The organism is Pseudomonas sp. DE0010, from assembly GCF_007680745.1.
In the GTDB taxonomy this organism is placed as follows: Bacteria; Pseudomonadota; Gammaproteobacteria; order Pseudomonadales; family Pseudomonadaceae; genus Aquipseudomonas; species Aquipseudomonas parafulva_B.
Genome location: NZ_VEJQ01000006.1, coordinates 129,609 through 143,128 on the forward strand (window position 1 = coordinate 129,609; position 13,520 = coordinate 143,128).

Annotated in this window: 12 protein-coding genes and 2 pseudogenes; 6 read left to right on the plus strand and 8 right to left on the minus strand. The window is 63.1% G+C overall.

Going from position 1 to position 13,520, the window contains the following annotated elements; all coding sequences use genetic code 11:
• Nucleotides 1–41 precede the first annotated feature (41 nt).
• Complete coding sequence (locus FS767_RS06990; protein WP_144964670.1) at nucleotides 42–1,376, plus strand: HAMP domain-containing sensor histidine kinase; 1,335 nt, start codon at nucleotides 42–44, stop codon at nucleotides 1,374–1,376.
• Nucleotides 1,377–1,431: 55 nt separating this feature from the next.
• Here FS767_RS06990 and FS767_RS06995 read toward each other — a convergent pair whose 3' ends face one another.
• Nucleotides 1,432–1,992, minus strand: coding sequence for a nitroreductase family protein (locus FS767_RS06995; protein WP_144964671.1), 561 nt, complete (start codon nucleotides 1,990–1,992; stop codon nucleotides 1,432–1,434).
• Nucleotides 1,993–2,159: 167 nt separating this feature from the next.
• Between FS767_RS06995 and FS767_RS07000 the strand changes: the two genes are divergently transcribed.
• Nucleotides 2,160–3,614 carry a TrkH family potassium uptake protein gene (locus tag FS767_RS07000; RefSeq protein ID WP_058605590.1) on the plus strand — a complete coding sequence of 485 codons (1,455 nt, stop codon included), beginning with the start codon at nucleotides 2,160–2,162 and terminating at the stop codon, nucleotides 3,612–3,614.
• Here FS767_RS07000 and FS767_RS07005 read toward each other — a convergent pair.
• Nucleotides 3,571–4,632, minus strand: coding sequence for an AraC family transcriptional regulator (locus FS767_RS07005; RefSeq protein WP_058605591.1), 1,062 nt, complete (start codon nucleotides 4,630–4,632; stop codon nucleotides 3,571–3,573). The two genes, FS767_RS07000 and FS767_RS07005, sit on opposite strands and share 44 nt — an antisense overlap.
• A 152-nt stretch (nucleotides 4,633–4,784) precedes the next feature.
• Here FS767_RS07005 and FS767_RS07010 point away from each other — a divergent pair, with 152 nt between their 5' ends.
• Nucleotides 4,785–5,096: a DUF962 domain-containing protein gene (locus FS767_RS07010; RefSeq protein WP_058605592.1), complete on the plus strand. Its 312-nt coding sequence runs from the start codon at nucleotides 4,785–4,787 to the stop codon at nucleotides 5,094–5,096.
• A 41-nt stretch (nucleotides 5,097–5,137) separates the two neighbouring features.
• Here the strand turns inward: FS767_RS07010 and FS767_RS07015 are convergent, their stop codons facing one another.
• The 3 genes from FS767_RS07015 to recQ all read right to left on the minus strand — a co-directional run bounded on the left by FS767_RS07015 (nucleotide 5,138) and on the right by recQ (nucleotide 8,181).
• Nucleotides 5,138–5,419 (minus strand): SelT/SelW/SelH family protein, encoded by a 282-nt coding sequence (locus FS767_RS07015; RefSeq protein ID WP_144964672.1) that lies wholly within the window; start codon nucleotides 5,417–5,419, stop codon nucleotides 5,138–5,140.
• Between the two features lie 25 nt (nucleotides 5,420–5,444).
• Nucleotides 5,445–5,882 (minus strand): MarR family transcriptional regulator, encoded by a 438-nt coding sequence (locus FS767_RS07020; RefSeq protein ID WP_058605594.1) that lies wholly within the window; start codon nucleotides 5,880–5,882, stop codon nucleotides 5,445–5,447.
• 151 nt (nucleotides 5,883–6,033) lie between these two features.
• The gene (gene recQ / locus FS767_RS07025; RefSeq protein ID WP_144964673.1) at nucleotides 6,034–8,181 is read right to left on the minus strand and encodes a DNA helicase RecQ; all 2,148 of its coding nucleotides are present in this window, start codon (nucleotides 8,179–8,181) and stop codon (nucleotides 6,034–6,036) included.
• A gap of 241 nt (nucleotides 8,182–8,422) precedes the next feature.
• On the opposite strand from recQ, the gene FS767_RS07035 reads away from it, so the two are divergent.
• The 3 genes from FS767_RS07035 to FS767_RS07045 all read left to right on the plus strand — a co-directional run bounded on the left by FS767_RS07035 (nucleotide 8,423) and on the right by FS767_RS07045 (nucleotide 11,055).
• On the plus strand, nucleotides 8,423–9,010 hold the full coding sequence (locus FS767_RS07035) for a UPF0149 family protein (RefSeq protein ID WP_027915890.1): 588 nt from the start codon (nucleotides 8,423–8,425) through the stop codon (nucleotides 9,008–9,010).
• Between the two features lie 7 nt (nucleotides 9,011–9,017).
• On the plus strand, nucleotides 9,018–9,383 hold the full coding sequence (locus FS767_RS07040) for a YbaN family protein (RefSeq protein WP_144964674.1): 366 nt from the start codon (nucleotides 9,018–9,020) through the stop codon (nucleotides 9,381–9,383).
• Between the two features lie 310 nt (nucleotides 9,384–9,693).
• Nucleotides 9,694–11,055, plus strand: a complete 1,362-nt coding sequence (locus tag FS767_RS07045) for a TolC family outer membrane protein (RefSeq protein ID WP_144964675.1) — start codon at nucleotides 9,694–9,696, stop codon at nucleotides 11,053–11,055.
• 17 nt (nucleotides 11,056–11,072) lie between these two features.
• On the opposite strand, the gene FS767_RS07050 is transcribed toward FS767_RS07045, so the two are convergent.
• The 3 genes and pseudogenes from FS767_RS07050 to FS767_RS23430 form a co-directional block, all read right to left on the minus strand.
• On the minus strand, nucleotides 11,073–11,684 hold the full coding sequence (locus FS767_RS07050) for a tRNA-uridine aminocarboxypropyltransferase (protein WP_144964676.1): 612 nt from the start codon (nucleotides 11,682–11,684) through the stop codon (nucleotides 11,073–11,075).
• A 90-nt stretch (nucleotides 11,685–11,774) separates the two neighbouring features.
• Nucleotides 11,775–12,749: pseudogene (locus FS767_RS23425) on the minus strand (methyl-accepting chemotaxis protein); the annotation flags it as partial.
• A 309-nt stretch (nucleotides 12,750–13,058) separates the two neighbouring features.
• Nucleotides 13,059–13,340, minus strand: a pseudogene (locus FS767_RS23430) (PAS domain-containing protein); the annotation flags it as partial.
• Between the last annotated feature and the right edge of the window lie 180 nt (nucleotides 13,341–13,520).

A 13,520-nucleotide genomic window follows, 5' to 3' on the forward strand; every position in this document is an offset into this window, starting at 1 on the left:
GCCTGGCGCGCGGCGGGCTTTCATCGTTTGGGGAGGTCTACGTGCGTTCACTGTTCTGGCGCATCCTGGCCAGCTTCTGGCTGGCCATCGCCCTGGTAGCAGGGCTGTCGATACTGCTGGCGCACACGCTCAACCAGGACGCCTGGATTCTAAGCCGTCATCCGGGGCTGAACACGCTAGCCAGCCAATGGGCCAGGCACTACGAGCAGGAAGGCCCCGGCGCAGCGCAGCATTTTCTCGAAAGGCGCAAGGCGCGCTACAAGATCGACGTGCAAGTGCTGGACGACAGTGGCGACGCTGTGGTGCCAGGCACCTTTCCCCGGCGCGCGGCTGCACTCGAAGCCAGGCAGCACAACGATGACCGGCGCCTGCCGTGGCGCCGCCTGACCGAGGAATACACCAGCCCCCAGAGCAATGCGTCCTACCTGCTGATCTACCGCATCCCCCACCCCGCCCTCGATGCCTGGCACCGCGAGAGCCTGCTCTGGCCGCTGAGCGCATTGGGCATCGCCTTGGTGGTGCTGACCCTGTTCAGCCTGTTCGTGACATTGTCCATCACCCGCCCCTTGAGCCGCTTGCGTGGCGCGGTGCACGACCTTGGGCAGAGTACCTACCAGCAGAACAGCCTGGCGCAACTGGCCGGCAGGCGCGATGAATTCGGCGTCCTGGCCAAGGATTTCAACAAGATGGGCGCTCGCCTGCAAAGCACCATCGCCAGCCAGCGCCAATTGCTGCGCGATGTGTCCCACGAGCTGCGTTCTCCGCTGGCCCGGCTGCGCATCGCCCTGGCCCTGGCCGAACGGGCCGAGCCGGAGCAGCGTCAGGCCTTGTGGCCGCGCCTGACCCGCGAATGCGACCGCCTGGAAGACCTGATCAGTGAGATTTTGACCTTGGCGCGTGTGGACGCCGACCAGGCCCATGCCGAAACGGTCGATCTCAACGCGCTGCTGGGCAGCGTGCGCAAGGACGCGCAACTGACGGCCCCTGAGCATGATGTACGCCTTGAGGCGCAACCCGGGTTGACCCTGCAGGGTTGGCCAACCCTGATTGAGCGTGCGGTGGACAACCTGCTGCGCAATGCCCTGCGCTTTACCCCGGCGGGTCAACCTGTGGAGCTGAGCGCGTGGCGCGAGGGCGACGTGCTCCGGGTGTGCGTACGTGACCGGGGCCCCGGCGTGGCAGCTGAGCACCTGGCTCAACTGGGCGAGCCGTTTTTCCGGGCGCCGGGACAACAAGCTCCGGGACACGGCCTTGGGCTGGCGATTGCACGCAAGGCGGCAGAGCGCCATGGAGGCCGACTGATACTGGCCAACCATCCACAAGGCGGTTTCGTCGCGACGCTGGAGCTGCCGGTGGCGGAAGCGCCTGGCAGCTAACGCCACTGCGCAGGTCTGCGCAATGGCCAACGGCTTGGGTCAAACGCGGCGGGGGTCAGTCGCCCCAGGCGCTGACGAAGTCGGCAGTGGCGAGCACAGGCGCCGTGCGAGGCTCGGTCAAGGGCGTACCCACATACAGGAAGCCAAGCAGCTCCTCGTTGTCTGCCAAGCCCAGGCCTTCATGGACATGGGCATCGAAGGCCAGGTCCCCGGTGCGCCATACGGCACCCACGCCCTGGGCGTGCGCGGCAATCAGTATGCCGTGGGCCGCGCACCCTGCCGCCAGTTGCTGCTCAAGCACCGGGACCTTGGGGTGCTGCTTGTGCAACCGGGCAATGACCACGATCAGCAAGGGCGCGCGTAGCGGCATGGCGCGGGCCTTGCTCAACGCAGCCTCACTGGCATCGCCGCGCTTTTGGACTGCGCTGGCGAACAGCTCACCCAACCGCTCGCGTGCCGATCCTTCGATAGTCAGAAAGCGCCAAGGGCGTAGTTGACCGTGGTCCGGGGCGCGCAGCGCAGCCTGGAACAAGGCCTCACGCTGGGCATCGTTGGGCGCAGGGTCGGTCAGGCGCGGGACCGAAACCCGGTTGAGCAATGCGTCGAGAGCCTCCATCGGCTACCCTCCTGGAACATGAATGTGCGGCCATTCTCAAGGGGCCGACGCCACGCTGCAAGCACGACCTCATCCAGGGCCTGCAGCATGAAGATGCAGCTTGGCCTTGAGCCTTTGCGCCCCACAGGTAGAATGGCGCCCTTCCGTTTCGAGCCCGAGCAGAACACATGGCGTTGCCGACCCTAAGGATCATTGGTTTCATCATCGGCATCTTCCTCATCACGCTCGCCGTGGGCATGGCTGTCCCCATGGCCACCCTGGTGATCTTCGAACACACCCGCGACCTGCCGTCCTTTCTCTGGTCGAGCCTGATCACCTTCGTGGCGGGCCTGCTGCTGGTGGTGCCCGGCAGGCCCGAACACGTGCACCTGCGTCCACGCGACATGTACCTGCTGACGGTGTGCTCCTGGGTGGTGGTGTGCGTGTTCGCTGCCCTGCCCTTTCTGCTTACGCAGCACATCAGCTACACCGATGCGTTTTTCGAAAGCATGTCGGGCATCACCGCCACCGGCGCTACCGTACTCAGCGGCCTGGACAGCATGTCGCCCGGCATCCTGATGTGGCGCTCGATGCTGCACTGGCTGGGCGGTATTGGCTTCATCGCCATGGCGGTAGCCATTCTTCCCCTGCTGCGCATCGGTGGCATGAGGCTGTTCCAGACCGAATCCTCGGACCGCTCCGAGAAAGTGATGCCGCGCTCGCACATGGTCGCCAAGTCCATCGTCGGGGTCTATGTCGGCTTTTCCATCTTCGGTGCCCTGGCGTTCTGGTGGGCCGGCATGAGCCCGTTCGATGCGATCAACCATGCCATGTCGGCAATTTCCACCGGCGGTTTTTCAACCTCCGACCAGTCTCTGGCCAAGTGGGACATGCCCGCCGTGCACTGGGTGGCCGTGGTGGTGATGATCCTCGGCAGCCTGCCGTTCACCCTGTACGTGGCCACGTTGCGCGGCAACCGCGGGGCCCTGATCCGCGATCAACAGGTGCAGGGCTTGCTGGGCATGCTGGTGGCGACCTGGGTGATCCTGGGCACCTGGTACTGGTACACCACCAACCTGCACTGGCTGGATGCCTTGCGGCACGTCGCGCTGAACGTGACCTCGGTCGTGACCACCACAGGCTTTGCGTTGGGTGACTACAGCCTGTGGGGCAACTTCTCGTTGATGCTGTTTTTCTACTTGGGGTTCGTGGGCGGGTGTTCCGGTTCGACGGCCGGCGGCATCAAGATATTTCGCTTTCAGGTGGCCTATATCCTGCTCAAGGCCAACCTCAACCAGTTGATTCACCCCCGGGCGGTAATCAAGCAGAAGTACAACGGGCACCGCCTCGACGAAGAAATCGTACGCTCGATCCTCACGTTTTCCTTCTTTTTCGCCATCACCATCTGCGTGATGGCGTTGCTGCTGTCATTGCTGGGGGTCGACTGGATGACCGCCCTGACCGGCGCGGCCGGGACGGTGTCCGGCGTGGGCCCGGGCCTTGGCGAAGTGATCGGTCCGTCCGGCAACTACGCCAAGCTGCCCGACGCCGCCAAGTGGATCCTGGCCGGCGGCATGCTGCTGGGCCGGCTGGAAATCATCACCGTGCTGGTGTTGTGCATGCCGGCTTTCTGGCGTCACTGACTCCGTCGATATCGGTGCCCAGGCGAGCCCGGTACTCGCTGGGCGTGACGCCAAACCAACGGCGAAAGGCCCGGTAGAAGTTGCTAGGGTCGGCAAAGCCAAGCAGGTAGGCGGTCTCCAGCAGGGTCATGTTGGGCTGGGCCAAGTACTGTTCAGCCAGTTCTCGCCGGGTATCGTCAAGCAACGCCTGGAAGCTGGTGCCCTCATCCTGCAACCGGCGCTGCAAGGTGCGCTGGGACAGGTGCAGCGCCTGTGCCAGGGTTTCACGCTTGGGCTCGCCCTGGGGCAGGATGCGGCACAGCACCTGGCGCACCCGGTGGGTCACGCGGGTCTCCGAGAAGCGTGCCAGGTATTCACCGGCGAACCGGTCGTGCAATACGGCCATGGCTTCGTTGGCTGTTGGCAGTGGTGCCTCCATGTCAGCCCGCTCGAAGACCAGGGCATCATGGGGCGCATTGAAGATCAGCGGGGAATGAAAGGCCACTTTGTAGGGTTCCAGGTGCTTGGGCGGTGGCCCCTGTATCAGCACCCGTCGCGGCTGGACCGGCCGGCCGCTGAGCCATTTGCACAGCGACAGGGCGCAGGCCAGCGACGCCTCGGCACTATGCCGGGTGGGCGGCAGGTGGTCGCCATGCACGGTCAGGATCAGCGAATAGCCTTCAGGGGTGAGGATAAAGCTCAAGTCAGAGCTCTCGGCGATGATGCGCTGGTAACGCACCAGCCGTGCGAAGCCTTCGGCCAGCGTGCGGCTGGACATCAGCGCGTAGCCCACCACATGAAAGGATGCCGGCCTGACCACGCGCGCCATGTTCAGGCCGATTGCTTCATTGCCTGATAGCTCAACTGCCAGTTGCCACAGTCGGGTCATGGCGTCCTGCGGGAAGCGCGCATCTGGATCGTCCAGAGCAGCGAAATCCAGCCCCAGCTGCTTGAACATGGCCTGGCAATCGAGCCCTTCGAGCTCCAGCGCCTTGACGATCCCAGATGCCCAGCTGGCGGAGGTGGTTCTTTCGCTCATGGCACGCTTCTTATGCTGACCGCTCCTGCGGTGAACCCCAAGGATACTCAATTGGCGCCTATTGTCACTGGTACGCCTCGTCAGTGACTCTAGACTCGAATCAGGCTCCACGCCGTGTCTATCATTCCCAGTCAATCTTCCGGAGCAGTGTCATGGACCGCACAGCGCAATTCCGAACCTTCGCGGAGTTCTACCCGTACTACCTTGGTGAGCACAGCAACCCCACGTGCCGCCGCCTGCACTTTGTGGGCACCAGCCTGGTCATTGCCCTGCTGGCCTATGCCATCGGCAGCGGCAAGTGGATGCTGCTGCTGGCGGTGCCCGTGGTCGGCTACGGCCTGGCCTGGGTAGGGCATTACTTTTTCGAGAAGAATCGGCCTGCGACCTTCACTTATCCCTTCTATAGCCTGCTGGGCGACTTCGCGATGTTCAGGGACGTGCTGCTAGGCAAGGTGCGCCTCTGACGCCAAGAGGCCGGCCTGCAGTATCGACACGGCCGGGGCGGTTAGCGGTCGTTGTGACCCAGGTCGCGCTGTGGATCGATCTGATCGCGTACGCGTTGCTTGAGCACTTTTGCTTCAGGGAAGCCGCCATCGGCGTTGCGCTCCCACACCTGCACGCCATCGCAGGTGATGCGAAAGACGCCACCGGTGCCCGGCTGCAAGGCCACCTGCCCCAGGTCCTGGCCAAACGTACTGAGTAGCTCCTGGGCCAGCCAGCCGGCACGCAGCAGCCACTGGCACTGGGTGCAATAGGTGATGACGATTTCAGACTTTGGCTCGGTCATGGTGATGCGCCTCGCAAACGGTGGATCAGGGCTTTTCCAGGTTGCTCAGAATCTTGGCATGGACCCGCATGCAGACCTCAAGGTCCGCTTCATCGACGCCTGTGAAAAGCTCGATGCGCAGCTGATTGGCGATGGTCTCGATCTGCTCGATCAGGGGCTTGGCTGGGGGGCACAGCAGGATCTTCTTGGCCCGCCGGTCTTCGACAACGGCCTGGCGACGCACCAGCCCCTGCCCTTCGAGACTATCGAGCAACCGCGCCAGGGTCGGGCCCTCCACGCCGACGCTCTGCGCCAGTTCGCGTTGGGTAGGCGCTTCCTCGAACCGTGCCAGGTGCAGCAGCACCAGCCACCGCGCCTGTGACAGATTGAGGCCGGCCAGGCGGCGATCAAGCTCGGCGCGCCAACCACGGGACATCTGGGCAAGCTGCATGCCGAAGCGGTGTTGATTGTCAGTCAGGGGCATAAAGCGACTCGTCGAACAGTTCTAATTGTTAGGCAGCTAATCATGCGCAGCCCGACGAGGCAAGCCGTCGGGATGCGCTGCTGCAGGGTAAATGTGCGCTGGCGTGACACGGATCAGCAAACCGCTCGGGCCGAGCCGGTAGCGCGCACTGTCACAGCTCGAACTCAGCCGCCAAGGCGGCACGCACGCAGTGCAGGACGCCGTCTGGCACACGCGATCCGAACAACGGCGCAATGGTGGAAACGGGTGGCAATTCGCCTTCGCCGTCGAGGAAGGCATCCTGGATCTCCGACAGAAGATCTTCCGGCAGGTCCAGCGCTTGTTCGAGGTTGAGCTCCTGACGCCCCAAGGCCTCAGCCAGCAGGCTGTAGACATTCTTTTCAGTGCAGTCGAGCTGACCGGCGATCTGCGCCGGCGTCATGCCGGCGCGGGCCAGGCTGACCAGTTCATGACGCAAGTCCAGTACCACCTTCGGGGCCTCGGCAGTACCGCCGCTGCCATTGAGCACTTCCAGGAAAGCCTGCCCGTAGCGTTCCAGTTTGCGGGCGCCGACACCGCTGACCTGCGCCATGTCGCTCAGGGTCACCGGCTGGCTGCGCAACATCTCGAGCAGGGTGGAGTCCGGGAAGATGACGTAAGGCGGGACGCGATGCTCTTCGGCAAGCTTGCGGCGCAAGGTGCGCAGCGCTTCCCACAATTCGCGTTCTTCTGCACGCACCAACTGGCTCGCCGGGCTGCCGCCGCCAGAAGACGAGGCCTTGGCCACGGTCTGCGGCTTCAGGTCACGGCGCAGTTGCAACGTGACTTCGCCGCGCAGCAGCGGGCGGCAGCTGTCCGACAGGCGCAGGCCGCCGTAGCCTTCCAGGTCGATGTCGACCAGGCCACGGGCTACCAGTTGGCGGAACAGCGAGCGCCAGTCGGCCTCGGCCAGCGCCTTGCCGACGCCGAACACCGACAGCTTGTCATGACCGAAATTGGTCACTTTCTCGGTGCTTTTGCCCAGCAGCACGTCCACCAGATGCCCCACGCCATAACGCTGGCCGGTGCGAAATACTGCTGACAATGCCTGGCGGGCGGGCTCGGTGGCATCCCACGTCTGCACGTTGTCGACACAGTTGTCGCAGTGCCCGCAGGGTTGTTCCAGCGTCTCATCGAAGTACGCCAGCAAGGTCTGGCGTCGGCAGCGTGTCTCCTCGCACAAGGCAAGCATTGCGTCGAGCTTGTGCTGCTCGATGCGCTTGTGCCGCTCGTCACCCTCGGAGTTCTGCAGCATCTGCTTGAGCATGACCATGTCCTGCAAGCCGTACGCCATCCAGGCGTCCGAAGGCAGGCCGTCACGACCGGCACGACCGGTTTCCTGATAGTAGGCTTCCAGCGACTTTGGCAGGTCCAGGTGCGCGACGAAACGCACGTTGGGCTTGTCGATGCCCATGCCAAAGGCGATGGTCGCGACCATGATCAGCCCTTCTTCGTTGAGGAACCGATGCTGGTTGGCCGAGCGCGTCTCAGCCGGCAGGCCGGCGTGGTAAGGCAGCGCGGGGAAGCCCTGGTCGCAGAGAAACGCAGCGGTTTCGTCGACTTTCTTGCGCGACAGGCAATAGACGATGCCTGCGTTCCCACGCCGTTCGCCCAGAAACGCCATGAGCTGCTTGCGGGGCGCTTCCTTGGGGACGATGCGGTAGAAGATGTTCGGCCGATCGAAGCTTGAGAGGAAGCGCTCGGCCCCCTGCAGGTGCAGGCGCTGGACGATTTCTTCCCGGGTACGCATGTCTGCGGTCGCGGTGAGCGCAATGCGTGGCACATGCGGGAACAGCTCGGCCAGTTGGCCCAGTTGCAAGTATTCGGGGCGAAAATCGTGGCCCCACTGGGACACGCAGTGGGCTTCGTCGATGGCGAACAGCGAAATGTCCAGGTCGCGCAGAAAATCGAGCATGCGCGGTTGCACCAGGCGCTCTGGCGCCAGGTAGAGCATCTTCACCTCGCCGCGGCGCAGGCGCCCAGCCAGTTCCCGTTGCTGCTCGGCATTGAGCGTGGAGTTCAGCGCAGCGGCCGATACCCCAAGTTCATCGAGCGTGGCTACCTGGTCGTCCATCAGTGCGATCAACGGCGACACCACCACGGTCAGGCCTGGGCGCAGCAACCCCGGTACCTGGAAACACAGCGACTTGCCGCCACCTGTGGGCATCAGCACCAGGGCATCGCCACCATTGGCTACGCATTCGATGATCGCTGCCTGGCGCCCTCGGAAGCTGTCGTAGCCGAAGATGTCCTTGAGAACGCGCTGAGCCTGTTCGAGCATGTGCAACTCCAAAAACGCCGTACCACCCCGCTACAGGCTGGACGAAAAACCCGCGCCGCACACGCCGAATGCGTAAGCGGTTTTTGCCAAGGGCCCGACAACGGTGGGCCCTTGGCTGGAAACCGCCAAGTATACCGCACCCGCTCCCTGCGCTGGCACCGTTGCGATGGGCGTGTCTTTGCCCCGCTGACGCTGCAAGGTGCTAGAATTCGGTATCGTTTATTCCCAAGGTAGCCCCGTAATGTCCTTCGCCGAGCAACTGACCCGCCTGCAAGCCTTCCTCGACGCCGACGAGCTGCACGAAGAAGCGCTGGACTATGTCGCCGCCCACGGCTACCTCACTGCCTTGTCGATCAACGCCGAAGAGGTGCCCGAGCGCGAATGGATCGACGCCTTGTTCGCCGAAGAACCGCACTACGCCAGCGAGGCCCAGCGCGTCGAGATCGAGGCCACGCTGGTTGCCCTCAAAGGCCATATCGCGCGCCAGTTGGCCAGTGATGACGAGTTCGAGCTGCCCTGCGACCTGGATCTGGGCGATGACCCTGACGACTCCGACCTGCGCGGCTGGTGCATCGGCTTCATGGAAGGGGTCTTCCTGCGCGAGGAAGCCTGGTTCGAGAATGCCGAAGAGGAAGTGAGCGAAATGCTGCTGCCGATCATGGTCGGTTCGGGCCTGTTCGACGAGCAGCCTGAATTTGCCGACATCGCCAGCAATGCCAGCCTTCAGGACGACATGATCGTGCAGATTCCCGAGGCCCTGACCGCGCTGTTCCTGTTGTTGCATGCCCCGGAAGAGAAACCGGCCCTGCTCAAGCCCCGTCACCACTAAGCCGGGCATGCGCTACCTGCTGCTGGCCATCGGCTGGCTGAGCGTGGCGCTGGGCGTGGTTGGCATCTTCCTGCCGGTGCTGCCGACCACTCCGTTTCTCCTGCTGGCAGCGGCGTGTTTTGCCCGCAGCTCGCCACGCTTTCACGACTGGTTGGTCAGCCACCCTCGCCTGGGGCCCTGGATCCGGGGCTACCTAGGCGGCGAGGGTATGCCCCTCAAAGCCAAGGCCTATGCCATAGGCCTGATGTGGTTGAGCATCGCCGTTTCCTGCTATCTGGTTCCTTTCCCCTGGGCACGGCTGTTCATGTTGGCCAGTGCGGTAGGTGTCACGTTCTACATTCTTCGGCAGAAAACCTACAGACCGCCTCAGTGACAATAATTTGTCGCCAAATATCAACTTGGCCTACCCCACCAGGTTTTTATTTAGATACGTACCGGAACCGGCTGCAGCCGCCACTTGGCGCCACCTGGACAGCGCGGGATGGCACCGGATCAAGTAGCTCCCCTTTCCAGCGTTAGACAATTAATGTCGAACATGGCACGTTGATATGAATAAATCTTCTTACTCATGCCAGTGAATGTACTTAGCTGTGGGCTTAAAAACCTGCAACACTATACGGCATCGGAATATAGTCATTTTTTTGGCGATTTGTAGGAAAACCCAGGATCAGGGAGAGGTACCCATGCGTTTTTTGAACCCCATCACCAGTGCGTTGCTGTTGGCTCTGGCAAGCGCCCACGTGCAGGCGATGTCGATCACCGAAGCTGTCCAAAGCGCTGTGGACTACCACCCCCAGGTCAGCTCGAACCGCAACAGCAAGTTGTCTGCCGATGAAGATGTGAAGTTCGCCCGCGGCGGCTACTACCCATCCGTCGACCTGGTAGCGGGCTACGGTCGCCAGCGCTCGGACAACGCCAACACGCGTGGTACTGACGGACGACGTGGCAAGGAAACCCTCAACTATTCCCAGGCCGACCTGCGCCTGCGGCAGATGATCTTCGATGGCTTCAACACCTCCAGTGAAGTGGGCCGCACCCAAGCGGTCTCCACCTCCCGTGCGTACTACACCCAGGCAGTGGCTCAGGACGTCGCCTTGCGCGCCATCGAGGTGTACCTGGAAGTGCTCAAGCGCCGCGAACTGGTAAGCCTTGCCAAGAACAACCTGCAAGCCCATCTGCGGGTGAACGACCAGATCGGCCTGCGCAACGAACGGGGTGTCGGCAGCACAGCTGACCTGGACCAGTCCCGTGCTCGTCGCGCCCTGGCGGAGAACAACCTCGATACCGCCGAGGTGGACCTGGCCGATGCCGAAGCCAACTTCTTCAGCGTCGTGGGCCGTGTGCCGGATGAGCTGGAAGATCCGCAAGCGGTCGCCGTGCAAATGCCAGCAACGCTGGAAGAAGCACGCGAAGGCATGCGCCAGAACAACCCTTACATCAAGTCGGCCCAGGCGGACGTGAACGCCGCCGAAGAGCAGTACAAGGTTGCCAAGTCCACCTTCTACCCGCGCTTTGATGCCATTCTGGCCACCGGTGCCAACAACAATACCGGCGGTGAAAAAGGCCACAGCAACAACGACTGGCAGGCAGGCGTGGAGATGAACTACAACCTGTTCCGCGGTGGCAGCGACAAGGCCCGCCTGAACTCCGACGCGCACAAGATCAACCAGGCCATGGACATTCGCAACAATGCACTGCGCGAGCTGACCGAAAACCTGAGCCTGGCCTGGAACGCCCTGAACAACGCCAGCAAGCAGCTGCCTACCGCGCGCGAGTACGCCGACACCACCAAACGGGTGCGCGCCGCCTACCAGGACCAGTTCGGCCTGGGCCAGCGTACCCTGCTGGACGTGCTCGACAGTGAAAACGAGCTGTACAACGCGGACCGTCGCTACACCGAGGTGCGCTACACCGAAGCCTATTCCCGCTACCGAGTACTGGCCACAATGGGCGAGCTGTTGAGCAAGCAGCGCATCTCGCTACCGCCTGACGCCTACGCGGCCACCGAAGTGCGCACCGAAGCCCATCTGCCCGAGATGCGCTGACCAGACCGGGGCGTCGCTCAGGGCGCCCCCGTATCCTTGCGATGATTGCGCTGGTAGGTGCCTGCGCCCATGGCTTGGATCTGCCCTTCGATCAGGGCCTCGAACGGCGCCAGCACGGCGTCGAAGCTGGCAGGGTACTCCAGCACGTTCAAGGCCTGCACCACCGCCTCGATGGTCGAAAGCGCGCCTGCCTCGGGCGCCTTGCGCAGACGATAGCGTGACGGCGTCACATTCCCCAAGGTGACCTTCGGCAGAGCCGCCAGCAGCGGATTGAGGTACATCAGCTTGCGCGCCTTGCGCCAGGTACCGTCCGGCACGACCAGCAACAACGGTGTGTCGTCGGTCTGCGTGTAAGGCCCGAGCGCTTGCGCCCCCTCGCCCGGAAACAACACCACTGGCCGGTAACCCGGCATTGCCAGCCATTGGTCCAGGTCGTTGAATACTTCACCCACGTGCAGCTGGGCATTGATCAAGCCTAGCGCTGCCAGGCGAGCCGTGTTCAGCGCATGGGACGCTTCGCTTGGGTGCTGCAACAGCAACACGCGGGTCCTGCTGCCGATCGCAGGTATCAAGGCGCAGAGGCAATGGTCGAGGGGGCGCAGGCAGCGCTCGCAGCGGGGTCTGGACATGAGGTCTCCTTGGCCGCGCAGTGTGCCACAGAACCGCAGATCAACCGGCACGCCTTCAGCCCAAAGCGTGCCCCGCGCAGGTGTGGGCGATCAGCGATTGAAGCGCTCGGCCAGGCCGTAGAGATAGTCGGCCATGCGTTCGAGGTCCTGGCTGATCTGCGCGCCTTGCCGTGCCTGCCCAGCGCTTTGATCGCACAACTGGGCGATGCGCGTGATCTGCTGGTTGATGTCTTCAGCCACATGGCTTTGCTGCTCGGAAGCAGCAGCCATCTGTTGGCTCATCCTTGTGATACTGCTGACCGCCTGGGCGATGCCGACCAGCGCATTCTGCACGGCCTCAACGCTTTGCCTGCTGTCGCGCGCGATGCGCTCACCGTGGCCGGCGGAGCTCACTGCCCGCTCGGTGCCCGCGCGCAGGGTGGCGATGATCTGATGAATTTCCTCGGTCGAAGTGCGGGTGCGCTGGGCCAGCGAACGGACCTCGTCGGCCACCACGGCAAACCCCCGCCCCTGCTCCCCCGCTCGGGCCGCTTCGATGGCAGCGTTAAGTGCCAGCAGGTTGGTCTGCTCGGCAATGGCTGTGATCACATCGACCACGCTGCCGATGGACTGGGTCTGCTGGGCGAGTGCGCTGACGGCCTGGCCAATATCACTGACCGCATCGCTCATGCTGTCCATCGCATGCAGGCTCTGCTGGGCCAGCTCACTGCCGCGCTGAGCCAATTGATCGGCGTCGCCGGCGGCATGGGCCGTGCTCTGGACGTTCTGCGTGACCTGCTGGATGGTTGCCGCCATCTCGGCGATGGCAGTGGCGGACTGATCCGTTTCACTGCGTTGACGGTCAAGCATCGAGGCCTGTGTGTCTGACAGTTTGGAGGATTGTGAAGCCCGGTCCTTTACCCCCACGCCTGCATCCTCAAGCCGGGTCAAGGCGGTTTGCAAGCGCGCTTCTTCACTCAGAATGGCCAGATCCATTTGCCCATGCAGCCCGGGGCTGGCGCTATAGGTCAGCGCCACCAGCGGGCTGGTGAAGGCCTTGGGGTGTGCAGCCAACGTGCGCTGTATGGCTTGGCTGTGCTGGCGCTCGATGACGTACCAGGCCAGCAGCAGGCTGGTCATCAATACCGCCAGTGCAGCGTAGGCCGGCAGGCTGGCGTAGGCGAGCGCCGATAGCGCTCCGGCGGCGGCAAGCGGCCATCCAGTCCCCAGGCGTTGGCCCACACGTGCTACCCACGGCAACGGCGCACGGTCACTGCGCAGGCGGGCATACAGGCGCTCGGCACGGGCGATCTGCGCGCGGCTGGGCACTGAACGCACTGACTCGTAACCACTGACGCGGCCTTGTTCGTAGATGGGCGTGACGTAGGCACTGACCCAGTAATAGTCACCGTTCTTTGCTCGGTTTTTGACGATACCCATCCAGGGCTTGCCCTGCTTGATGGTGTCCCACATATGGCCGAACACCGCGGCGGGCATGTCCGGATGACGTACCAAATTGTGGGGCTGACCCACCAGTTCGTCATAAGTGAAGCCACTAATGGCCACGAACGCTTCGTTGCAGTAGGTGATTCGGCTATCCAGATCGGTGGTCGAGATCAGGCGCTGGTCACCGGGGAAGGTTCTTTCATGCTCGGTGACGGGCAAGTTCGTGCGCATCTTCGGCGATCCTTGCAGGATGAAAATGGGAGAAAAGTAGGCGCAAGGTTGATATGTAGCAGAGCGCTTTCAAATAGGAGGCCGTAGCCGCAGGAAATTATTGCATCCTGACGAAATACATCAACGCAATGTTTACGCCAGTGTCGCAGCTGGCTGAAACAGGTCGCAAAGCGCGGGGAT

Excerpts from the sequence above, each read along its gene's own strand:
- FS767_RS07005 (WP_058605591.1), bottom strand. The coding sequence starts at position 4,632 with ATGAGCGAAAGAACCACCTCCGCCAGCTGGGCATCTGGGATCGTCAAG.
- FS767_RS07045 (WP_144964675.1), top strand. The coding sequence starts at position 9,694 with ATGCGTTTTTTGAACCCCATCACCAGTGCGTTGCTGTTGGCTCTGGCA.
- FS767_RS07050 (WP_144964676.1), bottom strand. The coding sequence starts at position 11,684 with ATGTCCAGACCCCGCTGCGAGCGCTGCCTGCGCCCCCTCGACCATTGC.
- FS767_RS06995 (WP_144964671.1), bottom strand. The coding sequence starts at position 1,992 with ATGGAGGCTCTCGACGCATTGCTCAACCGGGTTTCGGTCCCGCGCCTG.
- recQ (WP_144964673.1), bottom strand. The coding sequence starts at position 8,181 with ATGCTCGAACAGGCTCAGCGCGTTCTCAAGGACATCTTCGGCTACGAC.
- FS767_RS07000 (WP_058605590.1), top strand. The coding sequence starts at position 2,160 with ATGGCGTTGCCGACCCTAAGGATCATTGGTTTCATCATCGGCATCTTC.
- FS767_RS07040 (WP_144964674.1), top strand. The coding sequence starts at position 9,018 with ATGCGCTACCTGCTGCTGGCCATCGGCTGGCTGAGCGTGGCGCTGGGC.
- FS767_RS07015 (WP_144964672.1), bottom strand. The coding sequence starts at position 5,419 with ATGACCGAGCCAAAGTCTGAAATCGTCATCACCTATTGCACCCAGTGC.
- FS767_RS07035 (WP_027915890.1), top strand. The coding sequence starts at position 8,423 with ATGTCCTTCGCCGAGCAACTGACCCGCCTGCAAGCCTTCCTCGACGCC.
- FS767_RS07010 (WP_058605592.1), top strand. The coding sequence starts at position 4,785 with ATGGACCGCACAGCGCAATTCCGAACCTTCGCGGAGTTCTACCCGTAC.
- FS767_RS07020 (WP_058605594.1), bottom strand. The coding sequence starts at position 5,882 with ATGCCCCTGACTGACAATCAACACCGCTTCGGCATGCAGCTTGCCCAG.